The sequence below is a fragment of the Fructilactobacillus sp. X2R6C1 genome, assembly GCF_059901295.1.
Map to the genome: position 1 here is coordinate 1 of NZ_JBWXUZ010000004.1, position 22,645 is coordinate 22,645.

At 36.3% G+C, this 22,645-nt stretch carries 28 protein-coding genes; 3 read left to right on the forward strand and 25 right to left on the reverse strand.

The window, feature by feature from the left end:
* Positions 1-410: 410 nt before the first annotated feature.
* Positions 411-1,064: a VTT domain-containing protein gene (locus tag AC6UDF_RS04835; RefSeq protein ID WP_500694417.1), complete on the forward strand. Its 654-nt coding sequence runs from the start codon at positions 411-413 to the stop codon at positions 1,062-1,064.
* Positions 1,065-1,104: 40 nt separating this feature from the next.
* Here the strand turns inward: AC6UDF_RS04835 and AC6UDF_RS04840 are convergent, their stop codons facing one another.
* From AC6UDF_RS04840 to AC6UDF_RS04915, 16 genes are all read right to left on the reverse strand, one after another.
* The gene (locus AC6UDF_RS04840) at positions 1,105-1,752 is read right to left on the reverse strand and encodes a TIGR01906 family membrane protein (protein WP_500694416.1); all 648 of its coding nucleotides are present in this window, start codon (positions 1,750-1,752) and stop codon (positions 1,105-1,107) included.
* Complete coding sequence (locus tag AC6UDF_RS04845; RefSeq protein WP_500694415.1) at positions 1,733-2,518, reverse strand: TIGR01457 family HAD-type hydrolase; 786 nt, start codon at positions 2,516-2,518, stop codon at positions 1,733-1,735. Before AC6UDF_RS04845 ends, AC6UDF_RS04840 begins: the two co-directional genes overlap by 20 nt.
* An 11-nt stretch (positions 2,519-2,529) precedes the next feature.
* Complete coding sequence (locus tag AC6UDF_RS04850) at positions 2,530-3,060, reverse strand: YutD family protein (RefSeq protein ID WP_500694414.1); 531 nt, start codon at positions 3,058-3,060, stop codon at positions 2,530-2,532.
* Between the two features lies 1 nt (position 3,061).
* Positions 3,062-4,450 (reverse strand): bifunctional metallophosphatase/5'-nucleotidase, encoded by a 1,389-nt coding sequence (locus tag AC6UDF_RS04855; RefSeq protein WP_500694413.1) that lies wholly within the window; start codon positions 4,448-4,450, stop codon positions 3,062-3,064.
* Between the two features lie 88 nt (positions 4,451-4,538).
* Positions 4,539-5,897 (reverse strand): amino acid permease, encoded by a 1,359-nt coding sequence (locus AC6UDF_RS04860; protein WP_500701380.1) that lies wholly within the window; start codon positions 5,895-5,897, stop codon positions 4,539-4,541.
* Positions 5,898-6,100: 203 nt separating this feature from the next.
* Positions 6,101-7,309 (reverse strand): acetate/propionate family kinase, encoded by a 1,209-nt coding sequence (locus AC6UDF_RS04865; protein ID WP_500694411.1) that lies wholly within the window; start codon positions 7,307-7,309, stop codon positions 6,101-6,103.
* A 21-nt stretch (positions 7,310-7,330) separates the two neighbouring features.
* The gene (locus tag AC6UDF_RS04870; RefSeq protein ID WP_500694430.1) at positions 7,331-8,323 is read right to left on the reverse strand and encodes a class I SAM-dependent methyltransferase; all 993 of its coding nucleotides are present in this window, start codon (positions 8,321-8,323) and stop codon (positions 7,331-7,333) included.
* 261 nt (positions 8,324-8,584) lie between these two features.
* The gene (locus AC6UDF_RS04875) at positions 8,585-9,013 is read right to left on the reverse strand and encodes a competence type IV pilus minor pilin ComGF (protein ID WP_500723971.1); all 429 of its coding nucleotides are present in this window, start codon (positions 9,011-9,013) and stop codon (positions 8,585-8,587) included.
* Positions 9,014-9,159: 146 nt separating this feature from the next.
* Positions 9,160-9,606: a prepilin-type N-terminal cleavage/methylation domain-containing protein gene (locus AC6UDF_RS04880; RefSeq protein WP_500694409.1), complete on the reverse strand. Its 447-nt coding sequence runs from the start codon at positions 9,604-9,606 to the stop codon at positions 9,160-9,162.
* Positions 9,590-9,886, reverse strand: a complete 297-nt coding sequence (gene comGC, locus AC6UDF_RS04885) for a competence type IV pilus major pilin ComGC (RefSeq protein ID WP_500694408.1) — start codon at positions 9,884-9,886, stop codon at positions 9,590-9,592. Before comGC ends, AC6UDF_RS04880 begins: the two co-directional genes overlap by 17 nt.
* The gene (comGB, locus tag AC6UDF_RS04890; protein WP_500694429.1) at positions 9,886-10,893 is read right to left on the reverse strand and encodes a competence type IV pilus assembly protein ComGB; all 1,008 of its coding nucleotides are present in this window, start codon (positions 10,891-10,893) and stop codon (positions 9,886-9,888) included. Before comGB ends, comGC begins: the two co-directional genes overlap by 1 nt.
* Complete coding sequence (gene comGA / locus AC6UDF_RS04895; RefSeq protein WP_500723973.1) at positions 10,874-11,863, reverse strand: competence type IV pilus ATPase ComGA; 990 nt, start codon at positions 11,861-11,863, stop codon at positions 10,874-10,876. Before comGA ends, comGB begins: the two co-directional genes overlap by 20 nt.
* A 62-nt stretch (positions 11,864-11,925) precedes the next feature.
* Positions 11,926-12,660: a YebC/PmpR family DNA-binding transcriptional regulator gene (locus AC6UDF_RS04900; RefSeq protein ID WP_500694428.1), complete on the reverse strand. Its 735-nt coding sequence runs from the start codon at positions 12,658-12,660 to the stop codon at positions 11,926-11,928.
* Positions 12,661-12,736: 76 nt separating this feature from the next.
* On the reverse strand, positions 12,737-13,738 hold the full coding sequence (ccpA, locus tag AC6UDF_RS04905) for a catabolite control protein A (RefSeq protein ID WP_500694406.1): 1,002 nt from the start codon (positions 13,736-13,738) through the stop codon (positions 12,737-12,739).
* Between the two features lie 136 nt (positions 13,739-13,874).
* The gene (locus AC6UDF_RS04910) at positions 13,875-14,327 is read right to left on the reverse strand and encodes a YtxH domain-containing protein (protein ID WP_500694405.1); all 453 of its coding nucleotides are present in this window, start codon (positions 14,325-14,327) and stop codon (positions 13,875-13,877) included.
* A 14-nt stretch (positions 14,328-14,341) separates the two neighbouring features.
* Complete coding sequence (locus tag AC6UDF_RS04915; protein WP_500694404.1) at positions 14,342-14,758, reverse strand: DUF948 domain-containing protein; 417 nt, start codon at positions 14,756-14,758, stop codon at positions 14,342-14,344.
* A 139-nt stretch (positions 14,759-14,897) separates the two neighbouring features.
* Here AC6UDF_RS04915 and AC6UDF_RS04920 point away from each other — a divergent pair, with 139 nt between their 5' ends.
* A complete protein-coding gene (locus AC6UDF_RS04920; RefSeq protein WP_500694403.1) occupies positions 14,898-15,881 on the forward strand; it encodes a mechanosensitive ion channel family protein in 984 nt (327 codons plus the stop codon).
* A gap of 35 nt (positions 15,882-15,916) precedes the next feature.
* Here the strand turns inward: AC6UDF_RS04920 and AC6UDF_RS04925 are convergent, their stop codons facing one another.
* Positions 15,917-16,507 (reverse strand): XTP/dITP diphosphatase, encoded by a 591-nt coding sequence (locus AC6UDF_RS04925; protein ID WP_500694402.1) that lies wholly within the window; start codon positions 16,505-16,507, stop codon positions 15,917-15,919.
* Positions 16,507-17,316 (reverse strand): glutamate racemase, encoded by an 810-nt coding sequence (murI, locus tag AC6UDF_RS04930; RefSeq protein ID WP_500694401.1) that lies wholly within the window; start codon positions 17,314-17,316, stop codon positions 16,507-16,509. The genes AC6UDF_RS04925 and murI overlap by 1 nt, the downstream gene beginning before the upstream one ends.
* A 136-nt stretch (positions 17,317-17,452) precedes the next feature.
* Between murI and AC6UDF_RS04935 the strand changes: the two genes are divergently transcribed.
* A complete protein-coding gene (locus AC6UDF_RS04935) occupies positions 17,453-17,923 on the forward strand; it encodes a YslB family protein (RefSeq protein ID WP_500694400.1) in 471 nt (156 codons plus the stop codon).
* 23 nt (positions 17,924-17,946) lie between these two features.
* Here the strand turns inward: AC6UDF_RS04935 and trxA are convergent, their stop codons facing one another.
* The 7 genes from trxA to AC6UDF_RS04970 form a co-directional block, all read right to left on the reverse strand.
* Complete coding sequence (trxA, locus tag AC6UDF_RS04940; protein WP_500694399.1) at positions 17,947-18,267, reverse strand: thioredoxin; 321 nt, start codon at positions 18,265-18,267, stop codon at positions 17,947-17,949.
* Between the two features lie 78 nt (positions 18,268-18,345).
* On the reverse strand, positions 18,346-20,706 hold the full coding sequence (locus AC6UDF_RS04945) for an endonuclease MutS2 (protein WP_500694398.1): 2,361 nt from the start codon (positions 20,704-20,706) through the stop codon (positions 18,346-18,348).
* 14 nt (positions 20,707-20,720) lie between these two features.
* On the reverse strand, positions 20,721-21,215 hold the full coding sequence (locus tag AC6UDF_RS04950) for a CvpA family protein (RefSeq protein ID WP_500694397.1): 495 nt from the start codon (positions 21,213-21,215) through the stop codon (positions 20,721-20,723).
* Positions 21,215-21,469 (reverse strand): cell division protein ZapA, encoded by a 255-nt coding sequence (locus AC6UDF_RS04955; protein ID WP_500694396.1) that lies wholly within the window; start codon positions 21,467-21,469, stop codon positions 21,215-21,217. The genes AC6UDF_RS04950 and AC6UDF_RS04955 overlap by 1 nt, the downstream gene beginning before the upstream one ends.
* 96 nt (positions 21,470-21,565) lie before the next feature.
* Positions 21,566-21,874, reverse strand: a complete 309-nt coding sequence (locus AC6UDF_RS04960) for a DUF1292 domain-containing protein (protein WP_500694395.1) — start codon at positions 21,872-21,874, stop codon at positions 21,566-21,568.
* A gap of 19 nt (positions 21,875-21,893) precedes the next feature.
* On the reverse strand, positions 21,894-22,319 hold the full coding sequence (ruvX, locus tag AC6UDF_RS04965) for a Holliday junction resolvase RuvX (protein WP_500694427.1): 426 nt from the start codon (positions 22,317-22,319) through the stop codon (positions 21,894-21,896).
* Between the two features lie 8 nt (positions 22,320-22,327).
* Complete coding sequence (locus AC6UDF_RS04970; RefSeq protein ID WP_500694394.1) at positions 22,328-22,606, reverse strand: IreB family regulatory phosphoprotein; 279 nt, start codon at positions 22,604-22,606, stop codon at positions 22,328-22,330.
* Positions 22,607-22,645 lie beyond the last annotated feature (39 nt).

The following is a 22,645-nucleotide window of genomic DNA, read 5'->3' on the forward strand; positions in this document are numbered from 1 at the left end:
CTCATTATTATTTGTTGTTATTCTTTTTCAAAAGAATTAAAAAGCGAATTGACTTCGCAAATGTTTAATTTTAAGTTGTAGAACTTAAAATTACCTTACACTTGTAATCAAAATCTTGTTCAGTTTTCAAAGATCTACTCTGACGCAACGTCGTCTCATTGTACCTCAACGCCGCACGTAATAATATACCATGTGGTTAATTTATTGTCAATAGAAAAGTTTGACTAATTTTAACCAAATTGATATGCCGCACTTGACGACAACTAATACTATACTATCTATCACAGTTAACGTCAATACTTTTTTTAAATAAACCCAAATTAATTTAAATAAGAAAAAATTAAATTCAAAAATCCTCATTTTATTGATACACTTAAATAGTTAATGACTTATATAAAAAGAGGAAAAACATGGATTTTTTTAAATTTTTAATTGACTTTATATTACACATTGATCATCACTTAATCACGATCGTAAACATGTTTGGCGATTGGACATACTTAATCTTATTTGCAATCATATTTATTGAAACTGGAGCGGTCATTTTACCTTTCCTTCCTGGAGATTCACTTTTATTTGCAGCCGCTGCCCTATCTGCTAACTCCAATTATCATCTTAGTATCTGGATATTCATCATTATCTTCTTCTTAGCATCTGCCGGTGGAGACTCCCTTAACTTCTTTATTGGAAGAAAAGTTGGAAACGCACTAACTGAACACCACTTTTTTGGTAAATTTATCAAGGAAGAAGATCTAACTCGTGCACGTGAATTCTTCGATAAATACGGTGCAATTGCCATATTTTTGGCTAGATTCATGCCAATTATCAGAACCTTTGCCCCATTTGTAGCCGCTGGCACAGATTTCAGCTATAAAAAATTCCTTAAATACAACCTCATTGCTTGTATCAGTTGGGTACTGATTTGTTGTGGAGCCGGGTATTTCTTCGGAAATATTCCATTCGTTCAAGAACACTTTTCACTAGTAATCATTTTGATTATCGTAATTTCACTAATTCCAGCTTTAATTGGATATCTAAAAAGCAAGATTTCTACATCGAAATAGGTTTCAAACAAAAAGAGCCTGTCTATTAGATCTTAATCTTCTAGACAGACTCTTTTTTTAGTTGTCTTTTACCAATCCAAATTATAAAAGATAATCCCAAAAGAATAATTAAAAAAAACAACAAAAAGCACATTAAAAAATATTGATTCGGCAATACGTTAATGATTGGATCTTTCTTTGGCGTAAAAACCCAATCCTGATTTCTAAAAAGAACATCATGGAAATAAATAAAAACATCTTGAAAATCCAAAACACAAAAGACTCCAAAAAAAATTATAAATAAAATCGTCATCTCTGAAAGCAACTGAAACTTCCATAACTTCTTAAAGTAAAGGAAACGAATCATAATGACAAGTAAAACCATGGATACAATTAACAATACCAAATTATTAGTTAATACCAACGCTCTTACATTGTTAAAATGTACCATTCCATTTGCCGAAATTGGAAACTGGTCCAAACTTAATTTAGACGCAAATGGATTCTGAATGAAACCAATCATTTTATAAAAATTACTCATTAATAATCCACTTGAAACATGAAATTGATTAGTTAAATTCAACACGGAAAATGCAACATAATAAAGCCAACTAGCATTGATAACAAAAAAAACGGCAAATGTTATTAAAAAAAGTAGTATTAAAACAAATACTACTAAATCTTTCAAACTATAAAGTATTCCATTCATCTAAGCTATTTACCTCATAAGTAGGTTGAACTTCTTTCTTTTTTACCTGTTCCCTGGTAGACACACCAGTATAAGTCAGCAAAGTATCTACTCCATCGTTAATGCCGGCCATAATATCAGTGTCATAATTATCGCCTACCATGATTACGTCTGCTTTGCTTAAATTCAATTGATCTAAAGCTTTTCTAACAATTAAGGTCTTGGGTTTGCCAATCATCACCGGCTCAACCCCTGAAGCATACCGAACTGAGTCGATAATTGAACCAGCACTTGGCAGCATCCCATATTCGCTTGGAATTCTCGCATCTGGATTAGTTCCAACAAATTTAGCTCCGTGGGCAATCCCCAGCACTGCTCGTGCTAATTTTTCATACGTCAAGTCACGATCAAGACCAACCACTACATACTCTGGATTATCTGTAAAAATATTGAAACCCATTTTCTCCATGGATTCCTTTAATCCATTTTCTCCAATAACGTACGCCGTTCTGGCTTTATCATCATGCGACTTCGCATCCTCACTAACAAAAGCAGCTGTAGCCATCCCCGAAGTATAAACGTTGTCATTTGTAACATGAATATCGTGATTAAGTGCCAAATTATGGACCACCTCACTTGGAGTCTTGGTTGAATTATTCGTAACAAATAAAAAAGGAATGTGATTTTTCTGGAGTCTCTCAATAAAACGCTTAGCCGCTGGGATTCGCTTTTTTCCTTGATAAACGGTTCCATCCAAATCAATTAAATATCCCTTATAACTCTTCATCAAGATTTCACCTATTTCTGTCTAATGGTAAAGCTACGCTTGCCATCTCTAAAATGTTTTGATTTAAAATTATTATTTGACGTCTGATTAGCATTATGCTTGCTTGCAGTTCCTGCTTTTCTATTTTTTCCACCAGCACGTTGTCTTTTTCTACTAGTTTTATGGCTTTGATTCTTTTCCTTTTCGGCTTCCAAATTGTGTAAGACAAAGTAATTAGAACCAAAATTGGCATCCTCAATAATATAATCTGGAATTGCCGCATGACGTAAACCCTTACTAACATTTCTAAAGTCAGCATAAAAACCCTTTAGCCGTAACTGATTATATCCCCAGTCACCAACAATGTAATCAAAACGTGTCAAAATGGGATTAAATTTATTGGCAAATTCACCTAAATCAAAAGCATTTCTAATATTAGCTTCAAGAACGTACACGTGGCCATTAATGCTTAAAGTTGTTTCATCAACCTGCTTAATAGTAGCCAAGGAATCTCTCTCATCATTCCTTGTTTCAATCAAACTCTCAATTTCGTTGTGATCCATTTTACTTCCCCTCGATCGGAAACTTCTTTGCTAGATAATCACCAAAAACATCCCGCAAAGTTTCACCATAAAAAATGTTATTTTTACCCACAATGCTAATCGCCGGGAAAAACGGAATAAAACTATAATGATCAATCAAAGCAATCGTGTATTTTTTATCGGGTTCTACTAGTTGATTATGATAGAATAACTGCTTTTTATTAGTGTCGTATCGAATCCCATCATAAATGAGCCTTCCAAAATATTTTCCCCGAAAACCCATTCCTTTTTGCTCAAAACGAACTAAAAAGTCCTTGTTCTTTTCCATTTCCATAATCATTTCCCACAAGTTATAACCATAAAATTGACTTTTCATAACGTGAATTGAATGTGGTAATAATTTATGGAGTTCGTTTTTGTCAACAATTCCCTTTTTTAAATCACCTAAAAACAAACCCGTGTTCAAAACGGCAGCAGTCGTCCCAGCTTTAGCTTCAATGGCCTTTAGTCCCAAGTCAACCAGTTCATTATCATCAGTTAGTGACGTTGTCATTGTATGAGGAATGTCAGCAACCTTACTACTTGCTAAAATTCTCTCACCGCGATCTTCAAGACGCTCAATCTCCTCTGCATCTTGCACATCGGTTTCCATTTCAGACGTTTTATATACACGTGCCTTAACGTTCTCTACTCTTTTTTCAGCGTTAACGTCAAAAGTAATTTCACCGACGTAGTGGCCCCATTTCTCAGCCGCGGTTAACATGGTTTGATTAACCATTTCACCATGAACTAACAAATGATGAGTGTGGCCCCCAACAATAATATTGATATCAGGAAATGCTTTCGCAATTCTTCGATCATTGCTAATCCCTAAGTGGGAAAGCAAAATCAGAACGTCATATTGCCTTTTCCAATCATTCAAGCAACGCTCAATAGTACTTTTAATTGGAAGTGAATTCCAATCCATGTATTGGTACGTGGGATAAGGTGCCGTTAAGCCCATAAAACGGACCCGAACATCATTTTTTAGCTTAAAATCACGATACGGGATCGCCCATTTTGGAAGTTGACCAGTTCTTTCATCAATCACATTATCCAAAACAACGGGAAAATTGGCATCATCATAAAGATGCGCCAGTTCGTCATGTGACATTGTTAGTGCTTCATTATTTCCAATTGTGGCAGCATCATAACCAACCGAATTCATCAATTCAATGTTGGCCTTACCAGTAGTAGCATCAGTCAGCGCGTTTGATCGGTCAATGGCGTCACCGTCATCAACTTTAAACACTCGATAACCCTGCTTTTCCAATTGTTTTGTTCTTAGTTTCATAAATCTTCTGATCTTGGGCCAATTTTCAAAATGAGAATGAAGATCATTGGTATGCAGAATTGCTACTTTATCATCCATAAAATTACTTCCTCAAAATGTTTTCTATAACTATCGCTAATTTCTATTTTAACATCCATCAATAACTATAATCAAAAAGTCGATGACTTTAATCATCGACTTCTTTGTTTTCTCTTCTTTTATCATTTAAAACTTTAAATCCATATAGAACAAGAAGCCAAACAACCGATCCAATTAATGCGATCAATGTTTGCATTTTGAAAATTAAAACAAAAGCAACGAAGACCATAAATCCAACAACGAAAAAGTCAGAATATGGGAAAAATGGCATCTTGAAGGTAAGTTTGTTTGTCTGTTCTTGGTTAAGTGACTTGCGATATTCATAGTGTGTAATAACAATTAAAGACCAAACAAACAAGAAACAAGTGGTAGCGATACTTGAAACTAATTCAAAAACACCGTCTGGCATCAAAATGTTTAACAACACTGAAATAGCAATCACAATCGTTGAAAACAAAATTGCATTTGCAGGAATGTGCCTTTTTGAAAGCGTTCCAAGCTTCTTTGCAAATTTATTTTGGCTCTTGTCGGTTAGAGAAAATAACATTCTACCGGTAGTAAAAATAGCACTATTACAAGAAGAGGCTGCAGCGGTCAAGACCACGAAGTTAATAATAGCAGCTGCTGACTTAACTCCAATGTTTGAAAACACTTGGACAAAAGGACTCGAATTTGCTGAAATGTACTGCCAAGGAAAAATACACATCAGAGCCAATAACGAACCAACATAAAAAATAATGATTCTAGTTGGGACTTCATTAATACATTTAGGAATGATTCTCTGCGGATCTTGGGTCTCTGAAGCAGTCATCCCAATCATTTCAATTCCTGCAAAACTAAAAAGAACCATTTGAAAAGAAAGGACAAATCCCGATGCACCATGGGCAAAAAAGCCATCAGAATACAAATTAGACACCTGTGCATAACCAACACTTGTCTTGTAATGCATCAAAACCAAAACAATTCCAATAATGATTAACGCCACAATGGCCACCACTTTAATCAATGCAAACCAGAATTCGGTTTCACCAAAAGCAGACACGGTGATTGAGTTCAACAAGAATAAAATCAAAATTAAGAAGGCAGCAGTTACCCACTGTGGCAGGTCAGGAAACCAAAACTTCATGTATAGACCAGCAGCGGTTACTTCTGCCATTGCAATGGCAATCCAGCAAAACCAGTAGGTCCAGCCTGCCACAAAACCAGTTTTTTCTCCTAGGTACTTATTAATAAATTCAATGAACGAAACACTATTCGTATTTGAAAGTAGTAATTCACCAAGTGCTCTCATTAAGAAAAAGCAAGCAACTCCAGCAATTATATATGCAATGATAATGGATGGACCAGCCAAATGAATTGATTGACCAGCTCCTAAAAACAATCCGGTTCCAATGGTCCCGCCTAGTGCCATTAATTGAACGTGACGACTTTTAAGTCCACGTGACATTTGGTTTTCATTATTTGTATTTTTTTCCAACAAAAACATCCTTTCTTTACGTATGCCTACATTATACACGGATACGTGAAGCTGTTTGCTACTTTTTATGGAAATTATACAGATATTTTGTAAGAAAAACTACCAAAATTTCAAAAAAGGTTAAATCAATGACATAAAAAAGAAATCTTGGATTTACCAAGATTTCTTTTAGGTTATTTACTTGCTTTCTTTTCCTTTTCAAGTCGCTGAACATCAAGGGCAATCATCAATTCTTCGTTGGTTGGTACCAAAAGGGTCTTAATCTTTGAGCCATCAGCACTCAAATCTCTAACCACCCCACGCACATTGTTCTTTTCTTTATCAACGCCAATCCCGAAGTATGACAATTGGTCAGTAACTTCTTGTCTAACGGTAATACTATTTTCACCAACTCCAGCAGTGAACACGATTGCATCAGCACCACCAAGTTCAGCTAGGTAGGATCCAATGTATCTAACAATTCGATTAACATAGATCTGCCGAGCAATTCTAGCACGATGATTAGTCTTTTGAGCAGCCTCAACCTCACGCATATCAGCAGAGACGCCCGAAATACCAAGTAATCCAGACTTAGTATTTAAGACTTTAATCATATCGTTGATATCTGTCATTCCTTCTTTTTCCATAACATAGGCCAAAAGAGAAGGATCAACATCACCTGAACGCGTAGCCATGGTTAAACCAGTAACTGGGGTAAATCCCATCGATGTGTCATAGGACTTACCGTTCTTAACGGCACAGATTGAGGCACCCGCACCTAAATGCATGATAATCATCTTTAAATCTTCTACGGGTTTACCCATTAACTCAGCTGCTCTTTGAGAGACATAGCGATAACTAATCCCGTGGAATCCATATTTACGAGCCGTATATTTTTCGTAGTACTCATAAGGAAGACTGTACAGATAATTTTTCTCGGGGATGGTTTGATGAAATGATGTATCAAAGACGGCAACGCTAGTCACGTTTGGAAGCACCTTTTCAAATGCCTTAATTCCTAAAACATTGGCTGGCTCATGCAAGGGTGCCAATTCATCCAAACTTTCGATCTTTTTGAGAACTTCAGGAGTAATGATTACCGATTGATCGAAATATTCTCCCCCGGCAACGACTCGATGTCCAACTCCGGTAATTTCGTTATAGTCCTTGATAATATCAAGATCGAGTAATTGATCTAACAAAATTTGGATTGCTTGTTCATGATCCTTAACATCTAATGTTTCCTCAAATTTCTTCCCATCATCATATTTAATTTCAACATGTGATTTTGGTAAGCCAATCCTTTCAATTAAACCTTCTCCAAGAACTTCTTCTTCTGGCATTTTAAACAACTTAAACTTTAAAGTCGAACTACCAGCATTAATTGCAATAATCTTACCCATGAGTAATCTCCTTAATTTCAACTATTTCTTCAATAAATCGTTTTCTTCCCAATCAACAATCTCAGCCATGAACTTTTGAAAGGCAGTCGTATCCTTAAACGAAGGAAACTCTCCTAACATCACTTTTTGAACTTGGTGACTATCTCCACCACGATTCTGCAAAATTAAAATGGCTTTTTGAGCACTTTTATCCCCAAACAACTCTTGGGGTAAATTCAGTACTCCCTGTAAATAAACCGAATCTTGAAACCACTTCAAAAGTCCCTTTGCTTCACTCGTTTCAAAAAGATTGCTTGGAACTAGGAACACTCCAAATCCAGCAGGCTTTAAGTAATTCATTGACTGCTCAATCAATAAATGATGAACATATGAATGACCAGATTGTGACCGCGTCGCATAACTTTTTGTCTTTTCATCAATTGGATAATAACCAACTGGGAGATCAGAGACAACTAAATCAACCTTAGGAACCAACAGATATTCAATACTATCCTGCTGAATTAGTTCAACATCTAAATCTTGCATTTCAGAACTAATACTAGCAATTGAAATCATTGAATCATCATTATCGATTCCATATCCCTTAACAGTATCATGAAGTGAATCGTGTAGCTGATTCATGACCGCTGTAAGTAAATTCCCAGTTCCAACTGCTGGATCAAGGATGCTCACGCTAGACTTGTGTTCATAAATCCGCGTAACTATGTATCCCATGATGTAAGCGATTGTATCAGGAGTTATTTGATGATTTGCCTGAATCTTATCTTCTTTAGTAGCTTTGATCATAACCATTTGAATAGCACGTCTAATCGATTCATTATCCATCTTTTTATAGTCAACCGTTTGATACAACTTAGTCAGTTCATCAACAACGTTGGATTTCGGAATACCATCCTCGACCCGAACGGTATTGTTATCAATCATATTATCGGCGGTTTCGATGAAAGCGTCTAGATACGAAGTACCTAACGCCTGACTCAAGACTTTACTGGATTGATCAAAAACTTGAAACAATGATATTGATTCTTTCTCAGACAGAATATCAACCCCTCTTCTTATATATCTAGGGTTAATATTACCAGAATTCACGCATATTATTCAAGATTTCTCATTTATCTATTAGAATTATTCAATTCTTTCGTTAGTCTTTGATATTTTGCGGTTCGAATATGATTATTTTGAATTTGAAAATTAATCTTTTGGTAACGATAAACAACTATTCCAGACAAAAAAGTTAAAAACAAAATTGCAACTAACGTTAAACTCCCGCTTCTCTTACAGGTGACTTTTGGCTTCATAATTGACCCCATTAATTCTAATTTGACTAGTTAATATATGATGATGTAATGACCAAGATGCCTTACTAACGTTTAATATGATTGGAATATGTCCACCATTTACTCCACGCAATCGAACCATGTCATGATAATGTTCCATTATATATTCCTTATTTTCCTTCTTACTCTTTAATTTAATGGCATCTTTAGTGACTTTAATCATCTTAAACTGATAATCAGGTGATTCAATCACATCAAGATAACGATAAAAGGTTCCCTGATTATCACTCCACTTTTCCTTTTGAACTAATTGACTAGTAATCATAATCAAGCTAAACGCCAACGAGACCAACAAAAGTGAACAAATGGACTCAATCAACGAAAAACCGGCTCGATCATTTATATTTTTTAAGTAATTCACGTTCATAGTTCATCCTAACCTGATGTGTTTCATACTGACTTTTTCTTAAGCAATGATATTCAAAATCATTAACGTTTAAATAAAAGACCACACCGCTGCAAATCAGAATTAGACCAACTAAAGAGTCAATCAACGTGAACCCTAATCTAATTTTACTTAATAGTCTCAAGATGATATGCACCCCATCCAAGTTGAATTTTTTGTAAAATCGTTTTCCTTTGGTTCTGCGAATACCATCGAATTGTTTGCGGTTTAACGTATCCATCACTTTTGATCTCAATATCATGGTAACTTTTAACGCTTAATCCCTTTGGCATCCTAATTATCTTATCTTTTTGTTTCGATTTGCCACACTTAGCAAACACCACTTCATCATCTGGATAAAACAATACGTCCGTTGAATGATGACTATTCTGTGACTCTAGTAACGCGTCGTTCCACCCTGAATCTAAAGTTTGAAAAAAGCGTTCCTCTTTACCCTCAAAAAATCCCAAATAGTTCCCGGCAACCAATGTGATCCCTAAAATAAGGGATGTTACAAACAAAACGAGGAGACTTTCCACTAACGTAAAACCCTCTTGATTATCTTTGAACGGCATGATTTTTTACTACGACCACTCTTTCCACTTGAGCTTGTTTAGCCTGCTTACTCGTTAAATAATGGCTTCTAACTAACTTGTTAATGGTTATATTTCCGTCATGCTTTTCGTCTTCATAAGCATCGATTTGAGTTTGAATAACCGACACCATCGCCGATCCATGAATTTTTTTGGCGTGATCCTTTTGATTGCTTAAGTTCGGAATAATAATTAGAACCAGTAGCGAGATAATGAATAAGACAATTGTCATTTCAATTAGTGTGAATCCTTTTCTCTTCATTAGTAAATTCCTTTCATTGAGTTATACATTGGCAGTAACATCTGCAAGTAAGCACCCACAATTAGGATGCCGATCACCGCAAATGAAATCGGCTGGATTAACTTAATCAGTAAATTCGACTTTTTGATCATGTCTTTAAAGCTGAGCTGACTTAAAGCTTTTAAATTTTGGGCTAATTCAGACTGAGTACTTCCATTTGATAGAAATACAATCATTTCCTCGGAAACAAAGGAATAATGAGCTAAACTTGATCCAAAACTAAGTCCATTGTTAAAACCATCTTGCATGGTCTTCCCAACATCATATAGAAGACTCTGATGATCAAATTTTAATAAACTAAAAACAACTTGTTTTAAGTCCAATCCTCCTTTGATCATTAGCGCAAAGTTGGAGGTCACAAAATATTGGTAATATGACTTAAACAATGAACCAAGTAATGGGATCTTTACCAACAAATTAATTCGATCAATACACTTTTTATTTTTAAAACTTTGATAACCAAAAATTCCCGCCACAAGCGCCATGAATATTAATCCATAAACGACATATTGAATAAAATGACTTCCATTAGAAGCTGATTTACCGGTTAAATCAGCAGTTTGGGGCATGATCAAAAACCTAACTGCAAAAATAATACTAAACAAGACCACAAACAAAAATGCTGGATAAATTACAACTCCCTTAATCTTTTCATTTTGAGCAATTCTTAACTTTAAGAACTCCCCGACCTCTTTCATCTCATTAATCAAATCTCCATGTTTATCGGCAATTTCTAATTGGTAATAAATTGATTCACTCAAAAAGAATCTCATCGATTCTGGCAGCGAATTCCCGTCCGCCAAACTTTGCATGATCCTAGTAACTATTTTCTGATTTTTTGTTGACACCACTTTAATAAACTTCAAGCTTTGTTGGATAGAAAATCCCATCGATAAAAGGTCTCCCAAGGTTGAGAACAAGAATGACTGTTGTTTAAGGGAAACACATTTACCCGTAATAGTATTCATCTTTAACTTTTTCACTAATTATTCCTTTCCTCGAAAGCTCATCAATTCGATTCTTCCAATCACTCATATCGTCTTTTAACAGCGCATGATCACCAAATTTATCTTTAATAGTCATAAGAGTCTCAGTCTTCTTTGAAACGGTTGGTATTAATCGTTGATACACCACTAAATTCAAAGCTGATTTGATTCTTTCATAATCAACCCCGAGCTCTAGCAATCTTTGAATTGTTCCTTCAGGAGACCTTGCATGAACTGTGCTTAGCACTAAATGTCCCGATAGAGCCGCTGAGATTGCCACTTCGGCCGTTTGATGATCACGAATCTCACCAATTATAAAAACATCAGGACGTTGTCTTAATCCCACTTTAAGTAAATCAGCGTAAGTCATTTGGGCCCGATCATTAACCTCAAGTTGTAAAAAATTTTCTTCATAAATTTCAACTGGATCTTCAATTGTCATCACGATCTGATTTTTACTAATGCTTCTAACGATTCGATAAATCGTGGTCGTCTTACCAGAACCAGTAGGACCAGCAAACAAAAGTAAACCACGTTTTTTACAAGAGGACTCGATCTTTTGAATTTGATCAGCATAAAAAAAGCCACTATCGACATGATTACTGTCATAGATAATCCTAATTACCATTGATTCATCTTGACTGAAATTACCCACCGATGACAATCGTAAACGTAATTTTTGACCTTTGATTACATAGTCCATCGATCCTAATTGGGGCCTGCGATTATCCGTAACCGACATCCCACTTTGATATTTACAATATGAAATGACTTTTTTAGCCATGTCTTTGCTCAAATCCGTAATTTGAATCGTCCGAACGGCCGTATGAACTTTGATACAATAGTCTTTTTCCTTAGGTAAAATAAAAACATCCGAAGCTTGTCGTTGAACTGCAAATTCCATAATATTGTTCAACCATTGTGTCACTTTCACTTTAATCACATCCTTCATAACTAAATACGAAAAAAAGATGCAATCTAATTAAAGATTGCATCTTTTATAAACTAATTTAATTATTTAGCTTGATTAGGTAATACGGCAGCTTCATAAACATCTTGAACATCGTCGTTATCTTCTAATTCATCAATTAGACCACTGTACTGTTCAACTTTATCTGAAGGAACTTCTGTCGTATTCTGTGGAATCAACTTAACTTCGGCATCCAATTTGTATCCTGCATCTTGTAATGCATCACGAACACTAGCCATGCTAGCAGGATCAGTAAGAATTTGATACTCATCATCCGTTGATTTCATATCATCAGCACCAGCATCCAACGCTGCCATCAACATACTATCCTCGTCGTCATCAGTATCTGACTTTGAAATCGTAATAAGACCCTTTCGGTCAAACATATATGAGACCGATCCGTCAGTTCCAAGGGAACCACCATGGTGAGTGAAAGCTGAACGAATAGCAGCAGCGGTTCGGTTTTTATTATCGGTTAAAGCAGAAACCATAACGGCAGTTCCACCAGGTCCATAACCTTCATATGTTACTTCTTCAAATTTAGCTCCACCAACTCCTGAAGCCTTGTCAATTGCTCGTTGAACGTTATCTTTTGGCATGTTTGCTTCACGAGCTTTTTCCATTTCTAGTCTTAATTGAGGATTTCCTTCGGGATCACTTCCACCAGCTTTTGCAGCTTGATATAAGTTACGTGAGATCTTCTGGAAAATCTTTCCACGCTTAGCATCTTGGGCGTTCTTTCGTCCTTGAATGTTATGCCACTTTGAATGTCCTGACATGATCACAACTCCTCTCTCTTTAAACATATTAACTCTACAATTATATCAATTGGTGGCCCTAGTATCAAGCATAGTTCTATTTGGTCGATTCACGCTTCTTTAATCCAAAGGGTAAAAAGACCTTGTTTTCATCAATTTCTTCATTATTCATCAACTTGGTTAAGAGTCGCATGGCAACAGCTCCAACATCATAAAGCGGCTGAGTAATAGTTGACATAGTTGGTCTAGTCATCTCAGTCAGTTTAGTATCATTACTAGTGGCCAGTTCAAATTCCCCGGGGACACTGACACCGTCATCGGTCATTGAGTTCATCACCCCAGCAGCCATATCATCATCGGTAACAATTGCCGCAGTTACTTCATTCTTTTTTAGTTGCTCTCTTAAAGCATATCCACCAGAATAGCTTACATCGGTCTCAAATAATAATGCTTTCTCAAACGGAATTCCAGCATCTGAAAGCGCGTCTTTATACCCTTTTAACCTGAAATCTTTATTAATCGATCGGTTTAAGGGTCCGGAGATAAAAGCAATACGATCGTTCCCGTTACTAATCAAATGGGTAACCTCGGAATACACGGCTTGGCGATAATCAATGTTCACACTAGGAATCTTACCACTAGCATCAACTGAACCTGCCAAAACAACTGGGGCGTGTGACTTTTTAAATTCAGTCCGAAGTTCATCAGAAATTTCATTTCCCATAAATACAATTCCATCAACTTGCTTGGCTTGCAATGTATTCATTGAAGTGAGTTCACGCTGATTGTTCCCATCCGAATTAGTCAAGATAATATTGTACTTATACATCGTTGCTATATCGTCAATCCCGCGTGCAAGCGAAGCAAAATAGGTATTGGTAACATTGGGGATAATAACTCCAACCGTCGTTGACTTTTTGCTTGCTAGTCCCCTAGCAACTGCGTTAGGTCGATAGTCAAGTTTATCAATGACACTCAAAACCTTTTGTTTGGTAGCATCTTTCACATTCTGATTCCCATTTACTACCCTTGAGACAGTTGCCATTGAAACATTGGCTTCACGAGCTACATCATAAATTGTCACATTTTGTTTTTTCAAATTTGGTTTCTCCTATTATGTACTACTAGACCATTAATTATTATAAATATATCAAAGTAAAAGAACTCATTCAAGTGAAATCGGTTACATTTTGAGGCAAAAAAAACCGGACTACCGTCCGATTTGGGTAAATAAATTACTTTTCGTGATGTTCGTGAATTGGATAAATTGTTTCTGCTCGATCTTGATCACTAAAGGCATCATCAGGATCAATCACAATGTCATCAGATTCTTTTTCTTTAGCAAGATCATCTAATTCATTTCTAGGAGCAGGATGTTCCTCAACGTTCGCCCTTAATGAATTAACAGCCTCTTGCAAATCAGATAACTTATCCCCCAGTGATTCATTTACTTTTTGCACTGAGTCTTTAGCATCATCCATCTTATCTGAAGCAAGATCCTTAAGGTCTTCAGCAGTATCATTTGCGTAATAGACGTAATCTAGCGCACGATCTTTAACATCTTCAGTGGTATCAAGAAGAAAGTCTTTGATCTCACGCTTTCTCGATTCATCTAATAATTTGTATGCTATAAATGCAGCAGTTCCACCGATTACTGATCCTAAAAGCATTCCCTTTTTAAAATTCATAACCAATCCACCCCTTAATTTGTTCCTTCAGAATTTTTGTTGCGTTTGGAGAACAATCTACCAATCATTTTACCAGCAAAAGTTAAAGCCGAAGTCTTAGCTAACAAACCACTCTTCGATCTAACTTTTTCAGTTGCAGTTCTAGTTGCTTCATTTAAATCTGAAACACTAACACCTAAATCAGCAGCAGCCTGAAAAACTGGGTCGACTTGATCCAACTTTGAGTTAACATTATTTAACAATGTATTTGAAATCACCATAATCTGCTCACACTCTTTGCTAATATGATTTGCATCATTAGTAAGACTATCAACATTTTCACTTAAGTCTTTAACCGTTTTTGATAAACGGACCAAAAACAAGCATAAAAATACAACTAATACTAAAAAAGCAATTGCAGCAATTAGCGCTGCTAACTCACCAATCCCCATTTAATTATCCTCCTAATGGCTTCTTCTCCATTTAGAATAGCATTATCTAACCCATATGACAATTTAAAAAGCTTAATTTTATTTGGGTCTCGTCTCTGTTAAAATGTTGATAATCGAAGAATTAGGAGTGGAGGACATTATGAACATATTTATCCAATTAGTGGCTAACGGAGCTAACGCTTCATCGGCCCTTAAATCAGGATCCGTTGAAAACGTAGCAAATCCATCGTTTTTAACTAAGTATTTTAGAAGTTTTGACTGGGCTAAAATATTCTCTAATCTTACTACCAAGATTATCAGCATTATCTTAGTTTCAATTTTATTCTTAATTATAATAAGAATTGGAAGAAAATTTATTAAACACTATTTTAACAAACGTCAAAATGATATCTCGCAAAAACAAGATAAATTGCCAAAAATAACCGGAACGTCAGAACCCATTGCTGCCAGACGAAATAAAACGATGTACACCCTTACCACCAACATTTACTACTACACCGTCGTTTTCTTCTGGTTATATTCCCTATTGTCAATGATTGGAATCCCAGTTGGAACGTTACTCGCAGGAGCCGGAATCTTCAGTTTAGCAATTGGACTTGGAGCACAAGGATTCGTCAGTGATATTGTTAGTGGCTTTTTTATCCTAGCTGAACATCAAATCGACGTGGGGGAACGCGTTATTATTAACAATATTGAGGGGTACGTTAAAGCCGTTGGACTTCGCACGACTCAAATCACAAGTATCAATGGAACTTTAAATTTCATCCCTAATCGTAGCATCACCACCGTTTCCAACCTTTCCCGTGGAGAAATGATGACCATCATCAATATTCGAATTACTCCTGAAACCCCAATCCACAAGGTCGAAGATATCATTGCTAAAGTTAACGAAGAAAAGTGTCCCAATGACCCTGACATTGTTGGTAAACCAGTCATCTTCGGGACTAACTTCTTACAAGATGGCTCGCTTGCAATCTCCGTTTTCTTACACACTAAGAATGAACGTGAATTCGACGTTAACGCTGAATATCTAGGAGCATACCTGACTGCTATTAATAAGGCCGGAATTAATCTCCCACTTTCACCTTTAGTGGTGCCAGAACCACCACAAAGCACAAACTAAAAAAGAGCCTATCACTAATCGTGATAGGCTCTTTTTTACCACCAATCTTCAATTACACTAGTTAACTTACGCAAAGCACTGCCACGAGCACTGTAGTGATTCTTTTGGGCGTCCGTTAACTCCGCCAAAGTTTTACCAACGTCAGGAAGATAAAAGAGAGGATCATAACCAAATCCATTTGTCCCTTTTGGAGTTTCTACAATCTGACCGTTAACTCTTCCCACCACCACTAGTTGTTTACCATCCGGTCTTCTCACAATCAGTGTTGTATTAAAATGGGCGGAACGATCCTTTTGACCCGCCATGTTCTTTAACAATTTAGCTTTATTAGCCTCATCATTATGATTGCCAGCATAACGCGCTGAGTGAACTCCGGGCGCTCCACCTAAAGCATTAACCACCAAACCTGAATCATCAGCTAACACCGGCAAATTTAAGTAGTCAGAGACGACCCTGGCTTTAATACTTGCATTCTCTTCAAAGGTTGAACCATTCTCATCAATCGGTGGAACATCTTCAAAATCATTAATTGATTTCACGGTTAAGCCTAATTTTGAAAGCATCTCCGAAAACTCATTGATTTTACCAGGATTTTTTGAGGCAAGAACAATTTGATTATTTTTCATCAGTATTTCTCCAATTGTTTAACAGGAATCAACTTAGCATCAATATCAGTATGCAACCAGTTTTTACCCACTTTATCAAATCTTTCAACATCGGCAGTGGTGTAAAAACAATCACTAGCCGATTCCACGTTTGCTAGTTCACCCTTTTGTTTTAATTCATTTTTAACAGCATTAACCGTTTCATACCCAGGATTAACCAAAGTAACATCGGGACCCATCACATCCGCAATTAAGTCCGCAATAATTGGAAAGTGAGTACAACCTAACACTAATGTATCAATGCCACTATCCTTAAACGGTTTCAAACCGTCAATAATCGTTTTCTTAGCAGTCGAACTTTGATAATCACCACTCTCAACAAGTGGAATAAAATCTGGACACGCCACTTCTTTCACAGTGATATTAGAATCAATGCCTTTAATGGTATCTCGATAAGAGTGACTAGTAACCGTGCCCTTGGTTGCAATCACACCAATTTTTTGATTTTTAGTTTTTTTAACTGCAGCTAAGCTTCCCGGTTCAATAACTCCAATCACGGGAATTGGAAGGATCTTTCTTAAATACGAAAGAGCTGCTGCCGTGGCAGTATTACAAGCAATCACCATCATCTTAGCGCCTTGATCAACAAAAAAACTCCCGATCTCAGCTGAGTACTTGCGAACCTCATCTGCGGTTTTTTCGCCGTAAGGAAGTCGTGCTTCGTCTCCAAGATAAATCATGTTTTCATGTGGTAATTTTGAAAGTGCCACTTTTGCAACTGTCATTCCACCAATTCCAGAATCCATATAAGCTACTGGTGATGATTTCATATTATCCCTCCTATTAACTTCAAATCTAATTATGGCGTTTTTTTAAATTTAGTTCAAGTTGCCTTTCTCCTTTATTTCACGGTGTTCTATGATAAAATGTTATTTGTAAAGTATCTTTTTGGAAGAGGACTCTGATATGAATAAATACGAAAAGTTTCGCAAAGAACATTCTGATTCACCCTTTTGGGGAATCGAACTTTTAAGAGATAGTCTTTTACCAGATTTGTTGGATCAAGATATTCACGACATCTTATACTGGGCTGGCAAGGATCTTGCCACTAAGTTCCCACTAGCATCAAATGATGATCTTCAAGTATTCTTTAAACAAAGTCAGTTTGGTAATCTAGAACTTAAAAAGGAAAGTCTCAAAAAAATCAACTGGAAATTAGCTGGACCAGAAGTCGAAACCAGATTAAAGCTGAACAAGGATCCCGATTTTATGCTTGAAGCTGGCTTTTTAGCACAAACGAAACAGCAGATCGATCAAATCGCAACCGAATGCGAAGCAACCATTAAATTAAACAGTGTGAACTTTATAGTTGTTTCTGATCCCAATGCTCCGGTCAACAATCCTAGTGATTTTAAACCAATTATCATCGCAAAATAAAAAAGAGCCATTTGGCTCTTTTTTTATGCTGTATATGCAGACAACAATTTCTTTAACTGATCCTTTGAATGAAAGCCGACAATTTGGTCGATAACCTTGCCATCCTTAAGCACCATCAAAGTTGGAATACTCATAATTCCAAATTCACGTGAAGTATTTGGATTATCATCAACATTCATTTTAAAGAATTTAACCTTATCTGCTACTTCAGGATCCTCAGACAAGTCTTCAACTACTGGTGATTGCATCTTACATGGGCCACACCATGGTGCCCAAAAATCAACAACTGAAATCCCATCGGCAGTGTCTTCTTTAAAGTTTGCATCATTAGTTTCATTAACCATAACATTTGCCTCCTTAACTTCTTACTATGAGTAAGTATAAACACGTATTGATTCAAATGCAACTAAGTTGCATACAATCTACTTAAACTTGACAACAGTTGAGCCGTCCCCACCAGCATTTGCTGGTGAAAAACCAAATTCCTTAACGCGGCGATTGCGTTTTAGATAATTTATGACTCCCTTACGTAGAGCCCCGGTTCCCTTCCCATGAATAATGGTAACGGACGGATAACCAGCCAAAAGAGCGGAATCAATGTAACGATCTAGTTGTTGCATGGCTGATTCATATCTTTCACCACGTAAATCAAGGGTTGGTGAAATCCCACTTGAACGCGTTCGCCGCACACTAGGCGTGTGCTTTTTCGGCTTTGAAGTCTCTTTTTGAACCTTTTCAAGGTCAGACTCGGAAACTTTCATCTTTAAAATTCCAAGTTGCACTTCCCAATTATCTCTACCAATCTTATTAAGCAGAACACCCCTTTGCCCATAAGACTTAACCAGTACGTCATCACCCTCTTTAAAGTTATGCTTTGCTTTTTCTCGTTTCAAAACACGATTATGTTTAAGTTCTGGGTGCTGTTCAAGAGAATTGATCTTTCCCTTAGCATCAATTAATTCATTTTCTTTGACTGATTGTTTACTTTGACGTTGAAGGTGATGAAGATGATTAATAATTTCGTTAGCTTCTCGTCTTGTTTTTGAAACAATTTGATTGGCCTGACGCTTGGCATCATTAACCATCGTATCTTTATTATTATTAAACTTAGTGAGTTGCTCGTCTAACCTAGCGTGCAATTGTTCATTATCTGCCAGTTCCACCTTGAGTTTACGGGCACGTTCATCGGCAGCTTTAGTCTGTTTTGTTAGTTGCTTAATCATTTTATTAATATCTTGACTATTAGAATCCATTAGTGAACTAGCTTCAGAAATGATCGACTCATCCAATCCCAGTCGCTTAGCAATGTTTAAAGCATTACTTTGCCCTGGAACCCCCATCAATAGTCGATAGGTTGGCTCAAGGGTCTTCTCATCAAATTCCATTGAGGCGTTGATCGTTTCTGGCCGATTGTATCCATAAACTTTCAGTTCTGGGTAATGAGTGGTAGCCAACACTTCACTACCTGATTCACTGATTTTATCTAGAATCGACATAGCTAATGCAGCTCCTTCTTTAGGATCCGTTCCAGCACCTAGTTCATCAATTAAAATTAAGCTTCTCTTAGTAATGTGTTTTAAAATGTCAATCAAATTATCCATATGAGACGAGAAGGTACTAAGATTAGCCTCAATCGACTGTTCATCCCCAATGTCAGCAAACACATTATCAAAAACACCAATTTGACTACCTTCATTTGCCATTACAAAAATTCCAGATTGGGCCATTAACTGATTTATCCCAAGCGTTTTGATGGTAATCGTCTTACCACCCGTGTTCGGACCAGTAATAATAATTTGTCGAAAATCAGATCCAATTGAAATATCATTTCCAACAACTTTTTGCTGGTCAATTAACGGATGCCTGACATTTTTTAAATTAACATGATTATCCCTTGAAACACTTGGCTTAGTTGCATTCATCTGATCTGCAAACTTGGCTTTAGCATTGATCAAGTCAAAATGGCCTAATTTAGAAGCATTTTCCATGAGTTCCTCTTGATAAGGTCTAATCATGTCGGATAATTCACCCAAAATTTTATGAATCTCTTTGCGCTCATCTAGTTGTGATCTTCTCAGATCGTTATTAGATGAGACTACACTTTGAGGTTCAATGTACAAAGTCAATCCACTTGTACTTTGATCATGAACGATTCCACCAAATTTTTGTTTGTCTTCTGCCTTAACTGGAATAACATAACGACCATCTCGAACCGTGATGATTGGCTCACTCAAATATTTCGATTGTTTGCCATGGATAAACTTATTCATGGTAGTTTTGATATTAGCTTCTAAGCGCGCGATTTCTCTTCTAATAGAACGCAACTGATTAGATGCCGAATCTAACACTCGTCCATCTTCGTCAATTGACGTCTCAAGTCGTTTTGAAACTTCCGGAAGATCATTAAAGTTCTTGGCTTCATCGTACAAAACGTTCAAATCAATTTTATCATCCGCTAAATTATCAAAGAAAGTTTTAACCCGCACACTTGCAAGTAAAACCGCACTAACTTGAGCCAACTCAGTACCGTTTAAATCGGCATTAACCGCTAATCGTTTCACGTATGGAGTAATGTCATTTAACCTAGGAACTGGGATCATTTTGTTTAGGCGATAAATATGTGAGCCGTCATCTGACTCATCCAATGAGTGAGAGACTACATCATAATCACTACTTGGCCTTAATTGTTTTAATTCTCTTGATCCATTTTCAGTAGTTAGAAATTGACCCAGCAACTGCTTCACTCTGTTATATTCTAATGTATCAAGTACTTTTTCGTTCATTTTTTCATCCCATTTTACCGATTTATCATTTGATTAAATAAGTGTGGAGAATCCATCGTGATCATCTGTGAGACGGTTGAATTTTGATATTCAGTATTTACCCAATTATTGTTAGTCAATAATAATCCATCAAGTATTAACATTATCACTAACAAACTAATGATTACGCCAACAACCGCACCCAAGAGTGAATTCAGTTGTCTTAACACTGGCAAAGAAACAATTCGATTCAATAGATGTGAAACCCATCTTAAAATAACCGCCACTACTACAAAAGTTATCAAAAATGATAGTCCCCGCCAGAAGCCAGTATTGCTGTAAGCATGGGTCGCTAAAATCATATTAGAGACGGTTCTTAAAAAATCAGCAACCGGAATCACATAAACAAACGCAATTATTGCAGCAATCAAATAACTAATAAAGCTGAATAACTCATTTACCAGGCCACGATGATAACCATGGACAATCGAAAAGATTAGTATAATTATGATGATAATTGTAAATAACATTAGTCTTCGTCATCCTCCGCTTTATTGTTAATCTTATCAAGTTCTAATTGTTTTTTTAATTGATCAGAAATTGCATTAAACGCAATTAAAATGGCAGCATCTTCATCACTTACACCCTTGGAGATGTTTTTTAACTGTGCCAACTGATTGTTTAAGATACGCGCAGTTGTCTCCATGTGTTCATCTGAAGCATCCCCAATAAAAGTATATTCCTTCCCACCAATTTTAGTTTTAAATCTATTTTTACCAGCCAAAGTAAAACCTCCCGCAATGCTTCCATTTTATCATGAAAATCATTTAAATTAATTAAAAAAAGGATGCTGGATTTCCAGCATCACTTAATTATTTAATTATTTTTGATCTTGTCCTGATTGCAGGAATGTATCAAGCATTTCTTGAACCATTTCCCACTCATTGTCATCTTCAATTGGTTCTAATTCTCCACCACTTGGATTAGCAGGATCATCATCCTTTGGCAATGCATAAGCCTCAATATCTACTTCATCGTTATCATCATCTGTTGCTGGATAAATAAAAATATAGGAACGATTGTAATCATCAGATGAGAAGGTAAATAAAATATTATACAAACTTTCTTTTCCATCTTCATCGACAAGCGTAACTTGTTCTTGTTGGTTGTTCTCGTTTTCTTTACTCATATTAGTTCCTCTTTTCTAATTAGAAATTACATAACTTACCTTTACGATCAAGGTAACTCTGTAAAATCAATTCAGCCGCAACCTTATCAATAACTTTTTTTCGTTTTGCTCTTGAAACATCAGCTTGTTCAATCAGCATTCGTTCAGCTTCAACAGTGGTGAGTCGTTCATCTTCAAAATCAACTGGCAGATTAAAATTTTTCTTTATCAAATCCCCATAATTTTTCGAAGCTTCTACTCTTGGACCAGAAGTATTATTCATATTCTTAGGTAGTCCAATGACAACGCCTTTGACATCATATTTCTGGATTAATTCCTTCATTCGTTTTAACCCAAACTCTTTTTCATCTTCGTTGATTTTAACGATTTCGATTCCTTGAGATGTCCACCCTAAAGCATCGCTCATGGCTACACCAACGGTTCTCGATCCAACATCTAATCCCATTAATCTCACTAATCTGACGTCCCATCCATTGATGGTGTTCTACCCTTCAAATATGAATGTAAAAGCACATCAATTATTTCTTCTCGATCGTAATGACACATTAGCGTCCGCGCATTATTCAATTTTGGAAGATATGCTGGATCGCCAGATGTTAAATAACCAACTAATTGAACATAAGGATCATAACCCTTTTCAATTAAGGCTTGGTAAACAGTCGCCAGCGTCTTATGAATATCTAGATTCGACTTGTCTTTAAATAATGAAATGTTTTCTTGTTTGTGCTCCATCATAGATCCCTCCCCTACAAAAAAGATAATACACGACTA

What these genes read in the sequence shown, in the direction of transcription:
- AC6UDF_RS04835 (WP_500694417.1), top strand. Translation starts at nt 411, where the DNA reads ATGGATTTTTTTAAATTTTTAATTGACTTTATATTACACATTGATCAT.
- AC6UDF_RS04840 (WP_500694416.1), bottom strand. Translation starts at nt 1,752, where the DNA reads ATGAATGGAATACTTTATAGTTTGAAAGATTTAGTAGTATTTGTTTTA.
- AC6UDF_RS04845 (WP_500694415.1), bottom strand. Translation starts at nt 2,518, where the DNA reads ATGAAGAGTTATAAGGGATATTTAATTGATTTGGATGGAACCGTTTAT.
- AC6UDF_RS04850 (WP_500694414.1), bottom strand. Translation starts at nt 3,060, where the DNA reads ATGGATCACAACGAAATTGAGAGTTTGATTGAAACAAGGAATGATGAG.
- AC6UDF_RS04855 (WP_500694413.1), bottom strand. Translation starts at nt 4,450, where the DNA reads ATGGATGATAAAGTAGCAATTCTGCATACCAATGATCTTCATTCTCAT.
- AC6UDF_RS04860 (WP_500701380.1), bottom strand. Translation starts at nt 5,897, where the DNA reads ATGTCACGTGGACTTAAAAGTCGTCACGTTCAATTAATGGCACTAGGC.
- AC6UDF_RS04865 (WP_500694411.1), bottom strand. Translation starts at nt 7,309, where the DNA reads ATGGGTAAGATTATTGCAATTAATGCTGGTAGTTCGACTTTAAAGTTT.
- AC6UDF_RS04875 (WP_500723971.1), bottom strand. Translation starts at nt 9,013, where the DNA reads ATGAACGTGAATTACTTAAAAAATATAAATGATCGAGCCGGTTTTTCG.
- AC6UDF_RS04880 (WP_500694409.1), bottom strand. Translation starts at nt 9,606, where the DNA reads ATGCCGTTCAAAGATAATCAAGAGGGTTTTACGTTAGTGGAAAGTCTC.
- comGC (WP_500694408.1), bottom strand. Translation starts at nt 9,886, where the DNA reads ATGAAGAGAAAAGGATTCACACTAATTGAAATGACAATTGTCTTATTC.
- comGB (WP_500694429.1), bottom strand. Translation starts at nt 10,893, where the DNA reads ATGAATACTATTACGGGTAAATGTGTTTCCCTTAAACAACAGTCATTC.
- comGA (WP_500723973.1), bottom strand. Translation starts at nt 11,863, where the DNA reads ATGAAGGATGTGATTAAAGTGAAAGTGACACAATGGTTGAACAATATT.
- AC6UDF_RS04900 (WP_500694428.1), bottom strand. Translation starts at nt 12,660, where the DNA reads ATGTCAGGACATTCAAAGTGGCATAACATTCAAGGACGAAAGAACGCC.
- AC6UDF_RS04910 (WP_500694405.1), bottom strand. Translation starts at nt 14,327, where the DNA reads ATGAATTTTAAAAAGGGAATGCTTTTAGGATCAGTAATCGGTGGAACT.
- AC6UDF_RS04915 (WP_500694404.1), bottom strand. Translation starts at nt 14,758, where the DNA reads ATGGGGATTGGTGAGTTAGCAGCGCTAATTGCTGCAATTGCTTTTTTA.
- AC6UDF_RS04920 (WP_500694403.1), top strand. Translation starts at nt 14,898, where the DNA reads ATGAACATATTTATCCAATTAGTGGCTAACGGAGCTAACGCTTCATCG.
- AC6UDF_RS04925 (WP_500694402.1), bottom strand. Translation starts at nt 16,507, where the DNA reads ATGAAAAATAATCAAATTGTTCTTGCCTCAAAAAATCCTGGTAAAATC.
- murI (WP_500694401.1), bottom strand. Translation starts at nt 17,316, where the DNA reads ATGAAATCATCACCAGTAGCTTATATGGATTCTGGAATTGGTGGAATG.
- AC6UDF_RS04935 (WP_500694400.1), top strand. Translation starts at nt 17,453, where the DNA reads ATGAATAAATACGAAAAGTTTCGCAAAGAACATTCTGATTCACCCTTT.
- trxA (WP_500694399.1), bottom strand. Translation starts at nt 18,267, where the DNA reads ATGGTTAATGAAACTAATGATGCAAACTTTAAAGAAGACACTGCCGAT.
- AC6UDF_RS04945 (WP_500694398.1), bottom strand. Translation starts at nt 20,706, where the DNA reads ATGAACGAAAAAGTACTTGATACATTAGAATATAACAGAGTGAAGCAG.
- AC6UDF_RS04950 (WP_500694397.1), bottom strand. Translation starts at nt 21,215, where the DNA reads ATGTTATTTACAATTATCATCATAATTATACTAATCTTTTCGATTGTC.
- AC6UDF_RS04960 (WP_500694395.1), bottom strand. Translation starts at nt 21,874, where the DNA reads ATGAGTAAAGAAAACGAGAACAACCAACAAGAACAAGTTACGCTTGTC.
- ruvX (WP_500694427.1), bottom strand. Translation starts at nt 22,319, where the DNA reads ATGGGATTAGATGTTGGATCGAGAACCGTTGGTGTAGCCATGAGCGAT.
- AC6UDF_RS04970 (WP_500694394.1), bottom strand. Translation starts at nt 22,606, where the DNA reads ATGGAGCACAAACAAGAAAACATTTCATTATTTAAAGACAAGTCGAAT.